At 68.2% G+C, this 19126-nt stretch carries 17 protein-coding genes and 1 pseudogene; 8 read left to right on the forward strand and 10 right to left on the reverse strand.

Going from position 1 to position 19126, the window contains the following annotated elements; translation table 11 throughout:
- Positions 1–16: 16 nt before the first annotated feature.
- Positions 17–1519 carry a non-reducing end alpha-L-arabinofuranosidase family hydrolase gene (locus FAB82_RS21840; RefSeq protein WP_211116761.1) on the forward strand — a complete coding sequence of 501 codons (1503 nt, stop codon included), beginning with the start codon at positions 17–19 and terminating at the stop codon, positions 1517–1519.
- Between the two features lie 85 nt (positions 1520–1604).
- Here the strand turns inward: FAB82_RS21840 and FAB82_RS21845 are convergent, their stop codons facing one another.
- Positions 1605–2606, reverse strand: a complete 1002-nt coding sequence (locus FAB82_RS21845) for a CE1 family esterase (protein ID WP_211116762.1) — start codon at positions 2604–2606, stop codon at positions 1605–1607.
- A 314-nt stretch (positions 2607–2920) separates the two neighbouring features.
- On the reverse strand, positions 2921–3241 hold the full coding sequence (locus FAB82_RS21850) for a cupin domain-containing protein (RefSeq protein WP_136536677.1): 321 nt from the start codon (positions 3239–3241) through the stop codon (positions 2921–2923).
- 327 nt (positions 3242–3568) lie between these two features.
- Between FAB82_RS21850 and FAB82_RS21855 the strand changes: the two genes are divergently transcribed.
- Positions 3569–5041 (forward strand): hypothetical protein, encoded by a 1473-nt coding sequence (locus FAB82_RS21855; RefSeq protein WP_136536678.1) that lies wholly within the window; start codon positions 3569–3571, stop codon positions 5039–5041.
- Positions 5029–6177, forward strand: coding sequence for an ARPP-2 domain-containing protein (locus FAB82_RS21860; RefSeq protein WP_136536679.1), 1149 nt, complete (start codon positions 5029–5031; stop codon positions 6175–6177). The genes FAB82_RS21855 and FAB82_RS21860 overlap by 13 nt, the downstream gene beginning before the upstream one ends.
- Positions 6178–6226: 49 nt before the next feature.
- Here the strand turns inward: FAB82_RS21860 and FAB82_RS21865 are convergent, their stop codons facing one another.
- Complete coding sequence (locus FAB82_RS21865; protein WP_211116763.1) at positions 6227–6583, reverse strand: hypothetical protein; 357 nt, start codon at positions 6581–6583, stop codon at positions 6227–6229.
- A 193-nt stretch (positions 6584–6776) separates the two neighbouring features.
- Between FAB82_RS21865 and FAB82_RS21870 the strand changes: the two are divergent.
- Positions 6777–7256: pseudogene (locus FAB82_RS21870) on the forward strand (YqjF family protein); the annotation flags it as partial.
- A gap of 193 nt (positions 7257–7449) precedes the next feature.
- On the opposite strand, the gene FAB82_RS21875 reads toward FAB82_RS21870, so the two are convergent.
- On the reverse strand, positions 7450–8115 hold the full coding sequence (locus tag FAB82_RS21875) for a hypothetical protein (RefSeq protein ID WP_425461594.1): 666 nt from the start codon (positions 8113–8115) through the stop codon (positions 7450–7452).
- 301 nt (positions 8116–8416) lie between these two features.
- Here FAB82_RS21875 and FAB82_RS21880 point away from each other — a divergent pair, with 301 nt between their 5' ends.
- Together FAB82_RS21880 and FAB82_RS21885 are read left to right on the forward strand one after the other, a co-directional pair.
- Entirely contained in the window at positions 8417–8929 is a 513-nt protein-coding gene (locus FAB82_RS21880) for a DUF4395 domain-containing protein (RefSeq protein WP_136536682.1), read from the forward strand.
- 136 nt (positions 8930–9065) lie between these two features.
- On the forward strand, positions 9066–10055 hold the full coding sequence (locus FAB82_RS21885) for a phosphotransferase enzyme family protein (protein ID WP_136536683.1): 990 nt from the start codon (positions 9066–9068) through the stop codon (positions 10053–10055).
- A gap of 53 nt (positions 10056–10108) precedes the next feature.
- On the opposite strand, the gene FAB82_RS21890 is transcribed toward FAB82_RS21885, so the two are convergent.
- On the reverse strand, positions 10109–11026 hold the full coding sequence (locus FAB82_RS21890) for a LysR family transcriptional regulator (RefSeq protein WP_136536684.1): 918 nt from the start codon (positions 11024–11026) through the stop codon (positions 10109–10111).
- Positions 11027–11097: 71 nt separating this feature from the next.
- Here FAB82_RS21890 and FAB82_RS21895 point away from each other — a divergent pair, with 71 nt between their 5' ends.
- Positions 11098–12036: an EamA family transporter gene (locus tag FAB82_RS21895; RefSeq protein WP_136536685.1), complete on the forward strand. Its 939-nt coding sequence runs from the start codon at positions 11098–11100 to the stop codon at positions 12034–12036.
- Between the two features lie 55 nt (positions 12037–12091).
- Here FAB82_RS21895 and FAB82_RS21900 read toward each other — a convergent pair whose 3' ends face one another.
- The 5 genes from FAB82_RS21900 to FAB82_RS21920 all read right to left on the reverse strand — a co-directional run bounded on the left by FAB82_RS21900 (position 12092) and on the right by FAB82_RS21920 (position 17928).
- Positions 12092–12715: a hypothetical protein gene (locus FAB82_RS21900; protein ID WP_136536686.1), complete on the reverse strand. Its 624-nt coding sequence runs from the start codon at positions 12713–12715 to the stop codon at positions 12092–12094.
- Between the two features lie 103 nt (positions 12716–12818).
- Positions 12819–13472: an alpha-ketoglutarate-dependent dioxygenase AlkB family protein gene (locus FAB82_RS21905; RefSeq protein ID WP_136536687.1), complete on the reverse strand. Its 654-nt coding sequence runs from the start codon at positions 13470–13472 to the stop codon at positions 12819–12821.
- 124 nt (positions 13473–13596) lie between these two features.
- Entirely contained in the window at positions 13597–15009 is a 1413-nt protein-coding gene (locus FAB82_RS21910; protein ID WP_168801710.1) for an SGNH/GDSL hydrolase family protein, read from the reverse strand.
- A 96-nt stretch (positions 15010–15105) separates the two neighbouring features.
- Positions 15106–16710 carry a beta-galactosidase gene (locus tag FAB82_RS21915; RefSeq protein ID WP_136536689.1) on the reverse strand — a complete coding sequence of 535 codons (1605 nt, stop codon included), beginning with the start codon at positions 16708–16710 and terminating at the stop codon, positions 15106–15108.
- Positions 16711–16908: 198 nt separating this feature from the next.
- Complete coding sequence (locus tag FAB82_RS21920) at positions 16909–17928, reverse strand: LacI family DNA-binding transcriptional regulator (RefSeq protein ID WP_136536690.1); 1020 nt, start codon at positions 17926–17928, stop codon at positions 16909–16911.
- Positions 17929–18038: 110 nt separating this feature from the next.
- Between FAB82_RS21920 and FAB82_RS21925 the strand changes: the two genes are divergently transcribed.
- On the forward strand, positions 18039–19115 hold the full coding sequence (locus FAB82_RS21925) for a LacI family DNA-binding transcriptional regulator (RefSeq protein ID WP_168801711.1): 1077 nt from the start codon (positions 18039–18041) through the stop codon (positions 19113–19115).
- The last annotated feature ends 11 nt before the right edge of the window (positions 19116–19126 follow it).

The raw sequence follows: 19126 nt of genomic DNA on the forward strand, positions 1-19126 counted from the left end.
AAGAGAGGCAACCCCCATGAAGCAACCAACTCGATTGCGATCACGGATCATGATGCTGGCGGCAACGCTGGTGGCGTCCCTGGTCGCAGCCACCGTGAGCGTCACCGCCGACCCTTCGCCCGCCCCGGCACAGGCGGCCCCGCTGCCCTCCACGTTCCAGTGGAGTTCGACGGGCGCCTTGGTCGCCCCGCAACAGACCGCTCCAGGTCGGACCCTGGTGTCGGTCAAGGACCCGTCGGTGGTCCAGGTCGACGGCCAGTACCACGTGTACGCCACCACCGCCGACACGAACGGCGGCTGGTCCATGACCTACTTCGGCGGGTTCACCGACTGGTCCCAGGCCGGTTCCGCCCAGCAGTACCACCTGACCCGGACCGCGATCGGCGGCGGCTACCGCGCCGCCCCGCAGGTGTTCTACTTCGAACCCGACGACCAGTGGTACCTGGTCTACCAGACCGGCCTGCCCTCCTTCTCCACCCTCGATCACCCCGGCGCCCCCCAGTCCGCCTCGGCGGCGCAGAACTTCATGTCCAATCACGGGATCGCCGACGGAACCTCCTCCTACGTCGTCGATTACTGGGTCGCCTGCGACGACGTGAACTGCTTCCTGTACTTCAACAACGACAAGCAGGAGTTCTACCGGGCCCAGACGACCGTGGCGGAGTTCCCGAACGGCTTCGGCGACGTCGAGCTGTTCATGGAGGCCCCGAACAACAGCCTGTTCGAGGCCACCAACGTCTACAAGGTCGGCGACACCGACCAGTACCTGCTCATCATCGAGGCCATCGGCTCTAACGGCGCCCGCTACTTCCGGTCCTGGACCTCCAACCGGCTGGACGCGAACTTCTCCGAGTGGACGCCGCTGGCCGACACCGAGTCCAACCCCTTCGCGGGCACCGCCAACGTCTCATTCCCCGGCGGGACCTGGACATCCGACATCAGCCACGGCGAAATGGTCCGCACCGACGGCAACCAGACCATGGAGATCGACTCGTGCAATATGGAGTACCTCTACCAGGGCAGGAATCCCAGCTCCGGCGGCGACTACTCCCAGCTGCCCTACCGCCTCGGACTCCTCACCAACACCAACCCCACCCCCGACTGCGGCGATTCCGGTGGTGGTGGTGAGGGTGGCAATGTGGCGTCGGTAGCGTCGAGTCGGTGTTTGGACGTGCCGAATCAGTCGACCACGAATGGCACGCAGGTGCAGATCTATGACTGCTGGTCGGGGGTGAACCAGCAGTGGACCCACACCGCGGCCGGTGAGCTGTCGGTCTACTCGGGCGGTTCACGTAAATGCTTGGACGCCAACGGAGGCGGCACCTCCAACGGGACGACGGCGATCATCTGGTCGTGCCATGGCGGGGCGAACCAGCGCTGGAATGTGAACTCGAACGGCTCGATCACGAACGCGCAGTCGGGGTTGTGCCTGGACGTGTCGGGTGCCTCCACCGCCAACGGCGCCCTGGTCCAACTCTGGACCTGCCACGGCGGCACCAACCAACGCTGGACCCTCTAAGCCGGCCTCACGGCATATTCCATGAGGTAGAGGGAAACGACCGGGCGGCCCGTTCGGGCCGCCCGGTCGTCACGTCCTGGTCCGCCTATTCAGGAGCAGGCGGCTCGGAGCCGTCGAGCCCGGTGAAGAAGTTCCACACCTCGCCCTTGACCCAGCTGTCGGCGCCGCTCTCACAGCCGGTGCATCCGTCCACCGGTCCCTGCTGGTGTCCGCCGTCGAACGCCGCCCAGACCACCGGATACCCGTCCTGGCAGCCCTCGTAGGCCGTGGTGATGTGGGTGCCGCTGCCCGCGGCGGGCTCCGCCGGGTTCTGCGAGGCGCAGCCGTTGTTGGCGACGAACCTGTCGCGCATCTCCCGTGCCTGGGGCATGCTGTCGTTGACGCCCTGGATGCCCATGTACGCGACGGACTGGGTACCGCCGTTGCATCCGCTGACCGGTCCGGGGACCGCGATGGCCGCGACCGCGCGGAACTGGTCCGGCCGCGCGCACGCCAGCGCGTAGCTCATGGCCCCGCCGTAGCTGAAGCCCAGCGAGAAGCGCTGCGTCTCGTCGACGCACAGGTCGCCCTCGATCAGCCCGATCATGTCGTCCACGAAGGTCACGTCGCTGCCGCCATTGTCCGGCCAGGCATTGTCGATGCCTTGGGGGGCAACGAAGATCGCGGTGCCCTCCGCTTGCGCTTCGAGCCCGTAGTAGGCGTACGGGGCGCCGTCGCTGCCGCCCGAGGCGACGTCTTCGGCGGTGCCGCCCCACCAGTGGAGCCCGAAGATCAACTTGTGCTCGTAGCTGTTGTCGTAGTTCTCGGGGATCTTCAGGATGAAGCTGCGATCGGTGCCGCTGCTCTGGATCGTGTGGGTGCCGCTCGTCAGCGTCGGAGCGCTCCCGCATCCGGCGCTGGCGTTGGCGCTCGCCTCCTCTGTGCTCGCCTCCTCCGCGGAGGCGCCGTTCACGGTCACCCCGGCGGCTACCGCGGTGAGAACGATCGCCACCAGGGCGAGGATTCTGACCCGCAGGAGTCGGCTCCAGTGCGGACCGGCTCGGTGTGTCGGGGGCCGAGCGGCCTGCGGAGCTTCGTCTATGGACATTGGGTACTCCTTTTCATTCGGTCGGCACGCCAAGGGGCGCTATCGATCCTCCGAAGGGGTGGCCGCGAACGCGGCCTCGGCCCTAAATATCGAAGACAGTCTATGGATATAGGATCTATCAAGTCAAGTATGTAACTATTTTTCCGTATAGTTCAGGTATGGCAGGCGAAACCGAGAGGATTCATCCGACCAATGCTCCGGCGCCGTCGCAACGCTGAGCCGCACCGTCCGCCGAGCCACGTAGCGATCGGGGCGTGAGGGAACCAGCCCTCACGCCCCGATACGTCCGATGCGGCGGTATCGCAGACTCGCCCTCAGCGACCGGTCACCGTCGTCAGCAGCACGACGGCGTCGTCGAGCGCGGTGAGACCGTGCCGTTCGTCGGGTACGGCTTCGAGGGTTCCTTCGGACAGGTCGGTGTCGCCGTCGGAGGAGGTCAGCCGGACCCTCCCCCGCAGCACGAGGAGCGAAGCCGCGCCTGGGGTCTCGTGGTCGGACAGGCTCTCGCCGCCCACCAGCGCGATCAGGGTCTGGCGCAAGGGCCCGTCGTGAAGCAGCAGGTGGGCGCTCCGGCCGTGCGCGGCGGCGCGCGCGAGTCCAAGGTGCTCGTCGGCGAGGTCGGTCAGTACGTTCATGGTCGCTCCAAGGCCGGTCGATCGGCGGACTGGATGGTGTCGCGCCCGGGTCCTGCGGGCACACGCACCAAGTGATCGTGCCACCGCGAACGCCCAGGGACCGCGAGAATCGGCGGTTCGACCGCTTATTGGGAGCAGTACAGGTCGACGCCTTCGACGCCGCCTTCTCGGTCGCGGACATAGACACGCGGCGGTAGGGTGGGCGGGCCGACCGCGGGACTCGGGTGCGAATTCCGGATCCGTTTTGTAAGCGTCAGTTCGCCTTCGTGCCTCTCATTCCCCGGTCGGCGCCCCTTCCCCTCGAATTTGAAGGCTCGCAACGACTCCATGGAAACCGTCGCCGATCTCGCCGCCGCCGAGGATGTGCTGCTGTTCGTCAATGCCGCCATCGCCTCGACCGGGCAGCGCGAGTTCCACTCCGATGTCGACGCGCAGCGGTGGTCGCTGGAGTTCCTGCACGAGTACATGCTGGTCAACTACCGGGACCTGTACGCGGCAACACTCACGCTCAGCGTCAACGACCGCAATGCCGCGACGATCATCCTGCGCCTCTTGCAGACCGGCCGCGACGTGAGTCCTGCTCAGCGCGCGCTCGAAGGCCGTTTGATCGCCAAGGCGCTTCGCGCCCTGCCGACGAACCGGGTGTACCGCCTGTTCACGGCCTTGCGCCGGGAACGGGTCAACAACCGGCGGACGCGCGCGATCATGCGCGAATGGCTGAGCGAGCGCCCGGATCTGACCTTCGACGCGATCAAGTACCGCTCCGCGTTCCGCGACGCGGTTCGCCATGCGCACCTGCGAGTCGACGACCTGCCCCACACTTCAGGTGACGCGGCCGGCGAACTCGCCGCGGTCCTGTTCAACTGGCGTTCCACGGGCCGCTTCCGCACCCCTCAGTTCGAGACCTGGCGGCGAGCGCACTTCGACCGCCGGGCCGTCTTCGAACTGCCGTACACGGTCGCCGAGGGCTTTGCCGCGAAGCACCGCATCACTCGCGTGGAGTTCCTGGAGAAGATCGCGCCGCAGATGACCCGGGGCGAGCGACTGAGGCTGCAGCGGTCGGCCGCGCGCGTCGGGGCGACCGGGGTCGCCTCGGACTTCACCGACCTGTCGCGGATGCCGCTGACCAGGCTCGCCGCCTTCGTTCTGGCGCTGCCGGTCGTCGTACGGGAATCCCGCCGTGCGGAGTTGGCTGGGGCGCTGCGGGCGGCAGCCCTGCGGGTTGTCGGTCCGCGGGCCGGGACCTGGGGTTCGGTCGCGGCGGTGCTGGACGACAGCTACTCGTCGAGCGGGTCGAGCGAGAAGCGGCGGCGGCCGCTCGTCGTCGCGCTCGCCTCCCATTTCCTGCTCGAAGCGCTCGCCACCGAGTACCGTCCGCTGTGGCTTTCCGGCGACGTGGATCCGCTCATGGCCCGGGCCCGGGGCGTCACCGCGCTCGGGGACCGCATTCTGGACGGGCTCGAATCCCGCCCTGAACTCCTGATCGTGGTCTCCGACGGCTGGGACAACGCACCCGTCGGCATGGCCGCCGCGGTACTGCGGGTGTGGGAGGAACGGATCGACCCCGCTCGATCGACCACGGTGGCCCACCTGAACCCGGTGTTCGACGCCGCGGGTCTCCAGGTCCGGCGCCTCTCCCCCTCCACTCCCACGGTCGGCATTCGCGACGCCGAGAATCTGCCCGAGCTCGTCGCGTTCGCCCGCTTCGCCACCGGCCGCACCGGCATCGCCGAACTGCGCGCCCACATCACGGCACAAGTCGACCGCTGGCTCGCCGAGGAGGCGCCATGCGCCGCTTGACCTTCGACGGACTCCAGGCCCAACCCGGCCAGGTCTGGGGCGGGGTGCGCCTGGTGCCGCTCGTCCGCGACGAGCCGATCGAGTCGTTGCGGCTGCACCCGAACGGTTTCCCCGACCCGACGCTCGACGACGGCTACCGCGCCAGCTGCTGCTATACGCCGCACGGCCTCGTCGCGGAGTGGACCGACGACGGCGCCGCCGTGCCCGCGCTCGGCACCGCGCTGCAAATGGCCGCCACCACCGTGCGCAAGTCCCGGAAGCCGCCGACCCGCCTCGAACGCCGCACCCGCGTGCGCTTCGTCCCGCACCACACCGCGATCGACGCGTTCCTGCCGCTCAGTTACAGAGGACCGGCGACCGCCTGGAGCGAATGGTCGACGCGGGCCTTCAACCGCGGCCTTCCGCAGATCGGCGACAAGCAGTTTCCCGGACACGCTGTGGAGGGCCTGGCAGACGCCCTGCGCATCTTCGAAATCCATCCTGGACAGTGTGGGGTGCTGGTGTACGTCGCCGACGCCCTCGCCGCGGCCGTCGTCACCCCGCACCCGGACGATTACCGAGCCCTGCACCCGACCCTCGTCGAGGACGGCTTCGGCGAGCTCATCTGGCGATACGCCAACCTGTACCGCGAGGTCCCCGACTTCGAAGTGCACCTCGACGAGAGCGCGATCGACACGGTCGGCGACCTGCGCGCCGCCATGGCCGCGGCCCGGCGGGAATGGGCCGGGTCCCACCTGGGGATCATGGCCGCCGGACTCCTCGACACGGAGTACCACTTCACCTCGGATTACTGGATGGCGCCGTACACCCTGTGGCGCTTCCGGCCCCGATTCAACGCCCGCCGAGAAGATGGTGCGGCCCGGGCCCATGAGCCCCATGTCGGCGAGGCCATCACCGACGACGACGGGCGACTGGCGTTCCTGTACACGTTCCGGCTCTCGGAGACCCAGTCACGGCGCGCCCGGCTACTGGAGCACCTGGCCGACCACGACTGGAACCTGGAAGACACGGCCGCCGCAATGGGTCTCGCCGTCCCGGCGCTGGCGGCGCGCATCGATGCGACGGGATACGGAGACCTGCTCCGGCAGGACGTCATGGACCGATTCCGAGCCATGAACGTCCGCTTCGGACGATAAGCCGGACGGCCATTCCGGGGCTCGCCCATCCCACCCCTGCCCGGAAAGGTCAGGTCTTCGACACCATCGAGATTCCGCCTAGCGCCAGCGAAAACATGCGAGCGAACGCGTCACGGGTCGGCGAGTCGCACGCCAGTGGCGTCAGCGACGCGAACCGGGCCGGTGACAGGTCGATCGTGACCATCGAGCCAGAGGACTCGCCTTCTGGGGACTCGAACACAATGAGACACCGGTAGGTCCGAACTGTCTCGCCCCGGCACTCCCGCAACAGCGGCGCCAGGACGATGGAACCCGGTTTGACCTGATCGCGCAGTGCTGCCTCAGATGACCACCGGGTCGACCAGCCGTTGGCTTCAGCTTCCCGCTGAATCTCCAGGAGCATGTCGAAACTGATCTGGCTGATCAAGAAGTCGGGGTCGGTAGTTCGAAAGCGGCTCATGAAAACCTGATTCTATGAGCCCTTCGCCCCGCATTCGCGACGCGAACTCCTCGACCGACAGGAGAAGGCCCGCGGCCGTGCCCCGAATTCGGCCCGCATCATGCGGGCCGCGCGTCCGCAACGGGCGAACGGGGTCGCCGTGCTGTGCGATGCTGGCGAGGTGCCCGACCCGTTGCACCCCGAACCCGTCACGCCTGATCCGCCGCGGCCGATCAGCCGCCCGCTGCTCACCCAGTCCTGGCTCGACCTGGCCTTCCTCCACTGGGCGGTGGACCCTGAGGCGGTCGCCGGGCTGCTGCCCACCGGGACAGTGCCCGACACCTTCGACGGCGCCACGTTCGTCGGACTCATCGCCTTCCGCATGCACCGGGTCGGATGGCTCCGCCTTCCCGGAATCCCGTACTTCGGTTCCTTCCCCGAGACCAACGTCCGCCTCTACTCGGTGGACCGGCACGGCCGCCGCGGCGTGGTCTTCCGGTCGCTCGACGCCTCGCGCCTCGCGGCCGTGCTGACGGCGCGGGCCGGCTTCGGGCTGCCGTACCTGTGGTCGCGCATGGACGTTCGCGCCGAGGGCGACTCGGTCACCTACACCGGTTCGCGGCGCTGGCCCGGCCCTCGCGGCGCGCACAGCCGCATCACCGGCGCTCCGATGAGCGTGCTGTACTCCCCCGGCGTGAAGGTGCGCTTCGGCCCGCCCCAGTGATCTCCGGGCATTGCGGCACCGACGGCCGAGGCGAGCCGATCCGCTCAGACCCACCATTTGCCCGACTCTGTGCCCGGCAGATTGCCTCCGAGTGTCGGCAATCTGCCGGGACTTCGATACCGGTGGCGTCTTAGAGACCGTCGCGCACCATTGCCTCGACGATTTCGACGTGTCGGTCGGCGTTCGTCTGCGAGAACTCGCTGTCCTGGTTCAGCCCGTACGGCCAGAAGTGCTGGCCGTCGCAGTTGATGACCGCATCCTGACCGTCGTACTCCCTGACGAGCGCGGTGGCCTGGGCGCCGTTGTAGGTGCCGCCGCAGCCGAGCGAGCCCCAGCTGCCGCTGGTGCCGACGCCGATGGTGTGCGAGATCTCGTGCAGCGACGTGCGTTCGTTCATGTAGGCCCTGCCGCCGAATCGGATGGTGCCGTTGATATTGCCGTCGGCGGTGGGGACGTTCGGATCATAGTGGACGGTGATGTTCTTGCTGAGATCACCGAGGTTGTTGTAGCGGGCCACGGCGGCATCCATTGCCGGGGTGATCAGGTCGTAGGCCTCTTGCTGGTCGGCCGTGGGATTCGACGCCCGCACCAACGTCCAGGTGATGGTGCCTTGGCGAACGTCGCCGGAGTCGACCTGAGCCGTCTGGGATTGCAGGTCTTGACCGCCGGTAGGGGCGGCTTGCGCCGAGGAGGCGAACGGATTGAGGAGGAACAGGCTCGCGATCGCCAAAGCGACCGCCGCAACAGCGAGAAGGTTGCGGTTCCTGTTGCGCCCGCGGGGAAATGTCGGACTCATGGTGTGTCCCATCGAGGTGTCGGGAAGGCGACCTGAGATCGATCACCATTAATATAATGATCAGATTAAGGCAGAGTCAGCCCGGACGCAAGGGGCATTTCACTGCCGATCGGGCATACCATGATGTTCAGTCCATAAGGCGCAGTTGACGAACGATCCCGGCCCGCGGAGCGAAGCCTGGTCAGGTGAGCTTCGGAGCGTCCGCGGTCGTCCCGCCAGAACCTCCGGTTGGGAATACTCCTATGAACGAAGTAGGATTACGAGCCCGCCCACTATCTGCCCCGATGGAGCGATCCGCCCGATGCGCCAGCTGTTCAGCTTTCCCAATCCGGTCAACGAGGTCTCCGCCCGTCTCGTGGCCGGCGGCGTCGTGCTGATGAGTGTTGCCGCGCTGGCCTTCCAGCTCGAATGGCTCGTGCCCGTCATCGCCCTCGGCTTCATCGCGCGCGTGGCGACCGGGCCGACCCTCAGCATTCTCGGGCAGCTGGTCACCAGGGTGATCACACCCCGGCTGCCCGCCGCGGCCAAGCCCGTCCCCGGCCCGCCCAAGCGCTTCGCCCAGGGCATCGGCGCGGTCTTCTCCCTCACCTCGGCCGCACTCCTGCTGGTATTCGACGCCGACCTGGCCGGCTGGCTCGTGCTCGCCGTGCTCGTCCTCGCCGCAACCTTGGAGGCGGTCTTCGCGTTCTGCCTGGGCTGCCAGATCTTCGCTCTGCTGACCCGCGCAGGTCTCATCCCCGACTCGGTCTGCGAGGCCTGCAACGACATCCGGGCGCGAACCGAAGCCAATCTCCGCAACGCCGGCCCCGCCTAAAGCCCGATCATCGGTCGTAAAGTCGACAGCCCTCGAGGATGTCCAGCATTCCTGCCGTTGAGGCGCTGCGTTCGGCGGGCCTGTGGGTTGGGAATCGAGTTGCGAGTGCGTTCGGGGCCAGTGAGACTGGCTGGCGATGATGCCATTGACTGAGATCGATCGTCTGAAGCGGACCGTGACCCCTGCGTGGGAGAGCCCGATCGCCGACCAGGTCGCCGCCGCCTGGGGATACCCGGCCGGGACCGCGAAGTGGTGGCGCTCCAGCGCTTCACACGTGTTCGTCCTCCCCGACCCGTCGGGGAAGCGGTACCTGCGGTTCGTGCCGGATGCCTACCGGGGCGCCGGACCGATCGAGGCGGTGAGCGCCCTAATGGACCGGCTCGCCGCGGACGGCACGGCAGTGGTCCGCCCGGTCCCGGACCAGACCGGGGCCCTGACCGCGACGGTGACGACGACGCTGGGACCGATGCACGCCATGGTGGTCGAAGCCGCCCCCGGCGAAGCGCTCGACGCCGACGACCTCACCGCAGACCGCGCCCGGGCCTGGGGCGCCGCGCTCGCCTCGGTCCACGAGGGCGCCGCCGAACTCGATACCGACCTGCCCGAAGCCTTCACCGAGTTGGCCGAGATTCCCGATCGGTTCGCCGACGACCCGGTGCTGGTCAAAGCCGCGGCGAGCTTGTCCAAACGGCTCGCCGGCCTGCCCCGCGACCGTACCCGGTTCGGAATCGTCCACGGCGACTTCGAGCTCGACAACCTGGCCTGGGACGCAGGCCGGACGACCGCCTTCGACTTCGACGAGGCCGCCCGCTCCTGGTATGCCGCCGACATCGCCTACGCCCTGCGCGACCTGACCGGTCCGGACGGCAACCCCGAAGCGGCACACCGGGAACACTTCCAGGCCTTTATCACCGGATACCGCAGCGTGCGGCCGTTCGATGAGGGCGACCTGGCGAACCTGCGCCTGTTCGCCGGCCTGCACGCCGCCTGCTCACTGGCCCGCATTACCCGCGCCCTCGGCGCTCCCGGCGACGGCGACCCCGAATGGATGGCCGAGCTCCGGGCCACCCTGATCGACATGGCCCGGTCCCACCGGGAACTCACGGTCACCGTCGCCGAAGCCTAGGGGTGTTTAAGAACCCCCTAGGAGGCCGGCTCGCGGGGACGGCGGAGGTGCGGCTAGTCGTCCGTTTTGCGGTGGCGGCGTTCCGCATCGGCGCCCACCCGGCGGAAGGCGTCCAGGACCCGCTTGACCGCGAGTCGTTCGGCCCGGTCGGGTCGCAGCATCGCGGTGACGTGGCGCCTCGTGGGAATGTCGGCTATCTCGCGTAGGACCAGCCCGGCGCCGGTCGGGGTCGTGAACCGGGGCAGGATGCCGATCCGACGGCTCCCGACCACCAGTGACTCGACCAGCCGGTTATCGCGCAACCGTTGGGACACCTGCAACGCGGCGCCGGTCGCCCGTTCGATGGATTCGAGCACGGAGTCGAAGGGGTAGCCCTTGGGTACGCCGATCCACTCCCAGTCGACCAGGTCGTCGGTGCGGACGGTGACCTGTGCGGCGAGCGGGTGGTCCGCGGCCATCGCCACATCGAGCGGTTCGCGCGCCAGCGGGACGACGGTCAGCGAGGCCGCGCCCGCCGGGCGCACCGCAGTGAAGCTGTGCGCGATCACGATGTCATTGTCGGCCGCGAGCGCGGCGTACTCCGCCTCGGCTATGTCGATATCGCTGCACCGCAGCTCGATCGAGCTCCCCTCGAGCTCCCGCAGCACCTCCGCGAGCAGAAAGGTCGCGGCGCTCGGCAGGGCCGCGACGGTGACGGTGCCGGACAGTTCACCGCGGAACGAGTCCCAGCTCGCCCGCACCTGTTCGAGCGCGGTGGCGACCGCCGCGCCGCCGTCGGCCAGCACTCGGCCGGCCTCGGTCAGGCTCAGGCCGCGGCCCGAAGGCTCCACCAGCGCCATGCCGAACTCGCGCTGAGCGGCCTTGAGCTGCTGGGAAACCGCGGACGGGGTCCGGTGCGTGGCGCGGGCGACCTCGGTGACGCTGCCGCGCAGCGCCAACTCGCGGAGCAGGTCCAGATGGCGAACATCCATGTAGCAATACTACATAATACCTTTAGCATCTTTCATTTGTGCTTCACATTCATGCCGTTCATGATGTACACATGCCTGTTCGTCACGTACTGCTCGCGGTGGCCGTCGCCGTCATGTGGGGTTTCAACTTCATCGCCATCGACGCCTCGCTCCAGCACTTTCCCCCGATGTTCCTGGTCGCATTGCGATTCGCACTGATCGCCATTCCGACGCTGCTCCTGGTCAAGCGGCCCGATGTGCCGCTGCGCTGGCTGATCGGCTACGGACTCGGCTTCGGCACCCTGCAGTTCCTGTTCCTGTACTGGGGCATGGCCGCCGGCATGCCCGCCGGTCTGGCATCGCTGGTCCTCCAGGCGTCCGGACCGTTCACCATGCTGCTGGGCGCCACGTTCCTGCGCGAGCGCGTCACCGGCCCGCAGATGCTCGGCATCCTGGTCGCGGTCGGCGGCCTCGCGGTGGTCGGCTGGCAGCGCGCCGAACACGCCAGCGCCATCCCATTCCTCCTGACGCTGGCGGGCGCACTCGGGTGGGCGATGGGCAATATCTGCAACCGGCAGGCGAAGGCGGCCAATCCGCTGCACCTGACACTGTGGATGTCCGTGGTCCCGCCGCTGCCGATGCTGGCGTTGGCACTGGCGGTGGAGGGACCCACTCGCATCGTCGATTCTCTGGCCGGATTCGGCGATCCGAGCGCGGTCGGCGCCGTCCTCGGTCTGCTCTACACCGTGCTGATCGGCACCATCCTCGGTTCGGGGCTGTGGACCTGGCTCATGTCGCGACACCCCGCGGGCGTGGTGGCGCCGTTCTCGATGCTGGTGCCGGTCACCGGCATGACGGCGGCCTGGCTCATCCTGGGCGAGACCGTGACGCTCCCCGAAGCGCTGGGCGGAGTCCTGGTGGTCGGCGGGGTGCTGCTCGGCAGTCTCCGCAGGCGGGCAGGGACCCGGCCGCCCCTGGCGATCCCGCCGGACCCCGACCGCCACCCGGTCGAGGTCAGGGCGTCGAGCTGACCCGAGCGGGTTAGGCGCTGTCCATCTCGATCCATAAGCGGCGCAGGGAACTCAATTATCTTTGATTCCCCGGCAGGGGGTCAGGCCGCCCGGTGAACGGGGTACGAAGCAGGATGAAGCCGATGGTCAGTGCCGTCCAGACCGCTGTCGCAAGGCCCGCGATCCCGGTTCGTGCCGCGGCCGCTTCCACCTCGACCGCCGCGCGGGCGCCTACGAGACGGTCGGGGTCGTACACCACGGTGATGCGATCGCCGCGAACGGGCATGTGGGTCGTCATCGCTTGCGGCGCATCGACTTCGGCACAGTCCATTCGGTAGTCGTAATACTGGGGTGCCTGGCCGCCGCCACCTGCGGTCTCCACGCCTTCTCGCGGTCGCACTTCGAGCACCGTGCACGCGGTCGCGGTGCCCCGCCACTCCAGGAGCCAAAGCTCGAGGGCCCCGAAGGCGAGGTGCGCGCCGACGAGGATCGCCGCGCAGGCGAGCCCCATCGCGACGTACCCGGTGACCGTGTCGACGACCATGAACCACAGCACGACGCAGATCAAGAGCACTGCCGCGCTGATGAAAACGTTCAGCAGGGTCAGCGTGAACTGCACCGCCGAGTGCCAGTCGTCGTCCAGCCACATCGCACTCGCAGCCACCGCCAGCCACAGCACCGGAACCAGCAACGCGGCCACGAGGCGCAGGGTCCCTCGCCTCCAGGGTGTCATGAGGGCCTCGATCGGATCCGGAGCTCCATGCCGCGAAACCTAGCGGACCCTGGCAGGGAGGGGTCCCGGGTCAGGGGTGGTCGAGGCCGGTGACGCGCAGGGTGAGGTTGAGCCGCCCGGTCAGGTCGAGTCGGTCGGGGGCGGTGCCGGGCAGGACTCGGGGCACGCCGTGGTAGGCCAGCCGGGAGGGGCCGCCGAACACGAACAGGTCGCCGCTGCGCAGCTCCAGGTCGGTGTAGGGCCGGGAACGGGAGTCGGGGTTGCCGAAACGGAAGACGCAGGTGTCGCCGAGGCTGAGTGAGACCACCGGGGCCGTCGAGCGCTCCTCCTTGTCCTGGTGCATGCCCATGCGGGCGTCGCCGTCATAGAAGTTGATCAGCGCCACGTCGTATTCGGCCGCGGCGGGCTCGCCATACGCCGCCGCCACCGCCTCGCGGGCGAGCTCGCCGAGCTCGGGCGGGAAGGGCTTGACCGGCGCGCCGTCGCCGTCGTCCACTGTCGCCGAATAGCGGTACGGGAGCCAGTGCCAGCCCAGGCACACCTGCCTGGCCGTCATCACTCCCCCGCCGGGCGTGCGCACCGTGCGCATCCCCGCCGGAGGCCGGGCCCACTCCCTGCACGCGGCCACCAATTCCCGCTGCCGCTCGACATCGAGCCAGTCCGGCACGAGCACCGCGCCCGGACCGACCTCCGACCGGGACCGGGGAAACAACTCACCGCTCATGACTTCACCGTAGTCAGACACCGCGGCGTCGGCAGACTGCCACTGATCGAACCGAGACTGCCCGCGTCCGATCACCGCGTTCTTGAGGCGCGTGCCATCGCGGCCGCGGCCATCACCTGCCTCCTCATTGAGCGCGGCGGGTCGCGGCCCCGGCGAGGTCGGCCAGGCGGGCGGTGAGCACCGGCACGTAGAATTCGGTGATGCCGGCGATGTTGGGGTGCGTACCGCTGCCGCCGGTGCCCGGGTAGCCGTTCACGAGGTTGTCGAACGTGTAAGCGACCCGGTGATCCTCGATGCGAGTGTCGAGCGTCGTGTCGGCGAAGACGTCGGCGACGGCCACGTCCCACTTCTCGGCGGCCTCCAGGGCCACCGCTCGCAGGGCGAGCTGGGTGTCCCAGTCGCGCGAGCCCAGTTTGTGGGCGGGGACGTACACCAGTTGGGCGGTCGGCCACTTCTGCTTCATGGCGTGGATGGTCGCTTCGAGCGATCCGGCGAAGGTGCCGGTGTCGAAGTGGCCGGGGTCGTGCGAGCCGCTGACGGCGCCGATCTCGTACCCGTCCTGTTCGTGGAGCGGGATCGCGTCGTTGGTGCCGCCGTCGAAGACCACGAAGTCGGGCGCCTGCGGGCTCGCCGACTGGATCTGGGTGAGGATCTTCCCTTCGGGAGGGCCCGACACGGGTCCCACGGTCGCGCCGTTCACCGCGTACTTGGTCAGCTCCATGCCTTCGCGTTCGGCGACGAAGTCCATGAAGCCGCGCGGATAGCGGTGCCCGTAGACGATGCTGTCGCCGAAGGCGTAGACCGATGCGCCGTCGAGGACTCCGTCGGCGGCGGAGCCGGGCCGGACGAGGCGGAAGTTGTCGATCGACTGCACGCCGGTGCCGTAGTAGTTGCAGGCCACGAACTTCGCGAGGTGCTCGCCAGTGATGTCCCCCGTGCCGGAGGCCATGACTTGTGGTGCGTCCTCTTTGGTGGCGATCGAGTACTGGACTCGGCCGAGGGTGAAGTCCAGGTGCAGGTCCACGGTGTACCACTTGCTCCGGTCGAAGCCGGTCTTGATCCAGGTCGGGTTGAGGGAATCGGGCGACGAGGTGGAATCCGAGTCGGGACCGGTGACGGCGTAGCGGAGTTCGGAGCCGGTCGCCGCGATCGCGAAGACGAGGCGTCCATTGTCGTCGCGGAACTCCAGGCCGGTCTTCATCCCGTCGCTGGCGATCGAGGTCTTCCAGTCGAAGCGCAGGTCGAGCGTCTTCTCGCTCTTGATCGACGAGTCGAACCGGTTGACCGATGTCGTGTAGTTGCGCATGTTCTCCGTGACCTTCAGGACGCCGTCGCCGATACTGGCTCCGGTCGGGAAGCCGAAGTTCGCAGGGTCGGTCTGAGCGTCGAAGCTCTCATCTATCAGGACTGTGTCCGGGGTTTCGGCGGCGGTGGCCGTGTGAGGAATGAACAGGGCCGTCAGGAGCAGGGCCCCGGCGGCGAACAGGCCGAGCAGTTTTCGCGGCGGGGAGTCCGCACTGCGCTTAGCGGTGGGCATTTTGATCTCCATTGATCTCGTGAGGGGGTGCGCCTCCGGTCGCGCCGGCCGTGTCGGGCCCGGTTCGACCGGTGGCGGCGATGACGATCGATCCGGCTATTTGAAGACGACGCGCACCGCCTCGCCTTCACCGAGGGTGATGCTGATGTTCCCGTCGGCCACGCGGTACGACTTGGAGCCCTGGCTGACCCAGTTGTCGTTGTCGTCGTAGAACCCCGACTGGACCGAGCTCACCTCGCCGTAGCTCGCCGGGAACGAGTAGGTCCCGCCGTTGTCGATGCTGATCAGCGCGTACTCCGTGCGGCTCCGCTCGACCGCGATGCCCTGGCCGCCGGTCGTCGTGGTGTAGCGCAGGTCCACGTCGGCCAGCGTCTTCGCGACGTCGAACGAGGCGGCGGCGGCGCGGTTGTAGGTCTGGAGGAAGGATCCCCCGGCTTCCACCGGCGCCCTGGTCGCCAGGTCAGTGCTGATCTTATTGATCGTGTGGTTGAAGTCGCGGATCTCGTTGGAGACGTGTTTGCGGGTGACCACGTGAGTGGCCGGGTCGAAGTCGTAGAGCCCGAAGTTGGAGCTGCCCGACTCGGCGTAGCCGTCGGTGGCCGCGTACAGGTTGTGCGCCGCGTTGCCGGCGATCGAGTTGAACTTCATGACGTGCGCGTTGCCGGCGCCGGCGAAGGTCTCCATGACCATCGGGAAGTTGCGCCCCTGCGACCACATCGACTTCCTGCCGTAGTCGTAGAAGGTGTTGATGTTCGTCGTGTACGGGTCGTAGCCGAAGAAGTCGATGGTGTTCTTGCCCTGCGAGCGCAGCTTCTCGTTCTCTGCCACGGGACGGGCGTCGCCGACGGTGTTGACGCGGGTGTAGATCGGGTAGTCGGACTCCTTGACGACCCGGCCCAGCTCGGTCACGTAGTGCAGCAGCACGTCGCGCCGGAACTGCGCGGCGTCGGTGTACCCGCCCTCGTCCCACAGCGCGTTGCTGTAGTCGCTGTAGCTGCGGTCCGAGGAGACGCCCCACTGGATCTGGGCGACGTTGGGCTCGTTCGTGATCTGGACGCCGATGGTGGTGTGCCGGGTGTCGTAGGCGGCGAGGTGCTCCATCACCTTCGCGAGCACGTGCCGCTCCCGCTTCAGCAGGTTCGGGTCGGTCTTGTCGAACAGGAAGTGGCCCCCGCTCTGGAGGGGCGTGCCTTCGGCGTCGACGACCAGCTGGTAGTCGTCCCAGACGTAGTCGGGGACGCGCATCGGGATCGAGTGGCCGGTCGACTCGTGGCTGAACCACAGGAATTCCAGCTTCAGCCCGTACTCCTCGCACCAGTCGATGTACTTCTCCAGGTCGGTCCAGTCGAAGGTGTCCTTCTCGGGCTCGGCCTGCGACCACCACAGCGGGATGTTGACGACGTTGAACCCGTCCTCGGCGATCATCTTCAGGATCGGCTTGAGCTCGGCGTCGGTCCATCCCTTCTGGTAGCGCTGGTGCTCGTAGCGGTACTGGACCCCGCTGTGGTAGAACGGCTTGCCGTCCACCATCAGGACGAGCTTGTCGTAAGTGGACTTGGCCGTGTCGACCGTCGAGATCGGCGTGGTCTGAGCGATCGCGGGTTGCCCGGCGAGGACGGTCCCGACCAGGGACACGGCCGGGAGGGTGAGCACCGCGCGTCGTGCGATGCCGCCACTCGGTCGTCGGTTGCGTGCGGACATCGTCTCGCACTCCTTTCGTCGTTTGACGATCGTTGAAACTGAATTTGTGGATATATAGACGGATGAGTCCCGGTCGGAGCTTCAAATTATGATGACAACGGTTTCAGAGCCTGTCAACCGGGTCTGATACGAACGCTTGATAACGGTTTCATTACGCGAAATCGGACACTTCTCGCGTAACTCGGTCGAACGTCCCGACTAGACCTCGTCCGAGAGGGTGCTGGCCCGGACGATGAGGCGCCCCGACAGCACCACGTCCCGCGGGGGCTCGGTCGCGAGCGCCATCTCCAAAGCCGCCCTTCCGGCCTCGGCGAAGGGAAGCGCCACGGTGGTCAGCGCCGGAGTGACATCGCGCGCGAGCGGTATGTCGTCCACCCCGGACACGGCGATGTCGGTCGGCACGTCGATTCCCAAGCGCCTGAACTCGTTCAGGGCACCGATCGCGAGAACGTCGTTGCCCGCCAGCACGAGGTCCGGCCGCGCGCGCGCCCGCGAGATCCGGCGGGCCGCGTCCCTGCCGCCGTCCCGGCTGATCTCGCAATGCTCGATCACCACCGAGCCCGGGTCGAGGCCCCGCTCGGACAGGCCCCGTAGGAAACCCTCGGTGCGACTGTCGAGCGCCGGATGGCCCGGAGTGGTCAAGACGGCGGCGCGGCGACGGCCCAGCCCACCCATGTAGCGGCCGATGGTCCTCCCCAGCTCCAAGTCGCCGAAGCGGACTGCCGGAAACGGGGTGTCGTGCTCACCGATGAAGACGACGCCGCACCCGTCCGCGCGGAAGCGCTCGAGCTCGGGGAGGACCTGTTCACTCGGGACATCGGCGAAACTCGCGCTCGTCACGACCAGCGCACGGGGACGCAACCCGCGCAGCACCTCGAGCGCCGTCCGGTGCGCGGCCGCGCCGCTTCCGACACCGGTGATGCTGACCAGGGCACCGCGGTCGCGCCCCGCCGCCTCCATTCCGGCGGCGATCGCGGCAAGGGACGCGGTTCTCGGATCGCTCGCGAGCAGCATGACCGCCGTCCGCCGCCCTCGCAGTGCCTGGGCCGCCTGGTTCGAGACATAACCGAGGGACTCCGCCACCGCGAGGACGCGCGCCGAGAGCCGCTCGCTCACCTGCGGGCCACCGCCGTTGAGCACCCGGGACGCGGTCGAGGGCGATACGCCGGCCGCCTGAGCGACGTCACGCAGTGTCGCCTTCTGATACGCTCGCCGCACAAGACCTCCAATGTCGAACGCGCCCTCGAATACACACCCTCGAATGAGCGCAACCGAGCGATCAAGGAGTGGGGCGCACCCCGAGATGCGCCCGATGCCAGGATGCCATTGTGACCACCGAGCCTGCCACCGACGACCAGTCCCCGGACGACCGGATCCGACCGTCGACGGTCACCCTCCGCGATGTCGCCGGCGCGGCCGGCGTCTCCAAGGCCTCGGCCTCCCGGGCCCTCGACCCGACCTCCCAGTACGTGTCACCGGAAATGCGCGCGCGCGTCTTGGAGACCGCCAGGCGCCTGGGCTACCGCCCGAACGCGTCGGCGCGGGCCACGACCACCGGCGCGACCGCGATGGTGGCCGTGCTCGTCTCCGACATCCGCGACCCTTACAACGCCGAGATCGTGCACGGCGTGATCGAACAGGCGGGCAGTTCGGGGCTCGTGGCCACCTTCGCCGGGACGGACCACGCGATCGACGACGAGATCCGAGTCGTCCGCATGATGCGCAGTCTCAGGCCGCACGCCATGATTCTGACCGGCGCGCGCAGCGGCTCCACCGTCTCACGGGCGTCCCTTGAGGAGGAACTCGCGCGCTACACACAGGAGGGAGGCCGGGTGGTGATCGCCGGAGACGACGAGCTGCCCTTCGACACCGCCGTCGTCCCCCGCCGTCGCGGCGCGTCGGAACTCGTCGCCGAACTGTTCCGCCTCGGCTACCGGTCGCCCGCCGTGCTCCGGCCCGACCACGACTCGGCGGCCGCGCGCCAGTGGGAAGACGGCATCGTCGAAGGCGCCCACCGCCTGGGGATGCGGATCGAGTACGACGCCGTCGTGCGCACGCCGATGACCAGGGACGGTGGATACGACGCGGCCAGGAACCTGATGGAACGGAGACCCGAGGGCCTGGACGTGGTCCTCGCCGCCACCGATGCGATGGCCATCGGCGCGATGAGCGCGATGCGCGACGCGGGCCTGAACCCCGGCACCGAGATCGGCGTCGCCGGGTTCGACGACGTCGTGGGGACCGAGGACGTCACACCGGCTTTGACCAGCGTGAACCTCGCTCTTGCGAGAGTGGGCGCCGCCGCGGTGAAGCTCGCGTTGGCCGAATCGGCCGCCGATCACCGGCGGGTCGAGTTCGAGCCTCGGGTCATCCTTCGGGGCACCACTCCCGCCCGGCACGGCTGACTCCGCGCCGA

This window comes from Glycomyces buryatensis (assembly GCF_004912275.1).
Taxonomy (GTDB): Bacteria; Actinomycetota; Actinomycetes; order Mycobacteriales; family Micromonosporaceae; genus Glycomyces; species Glycomyces buryatensis.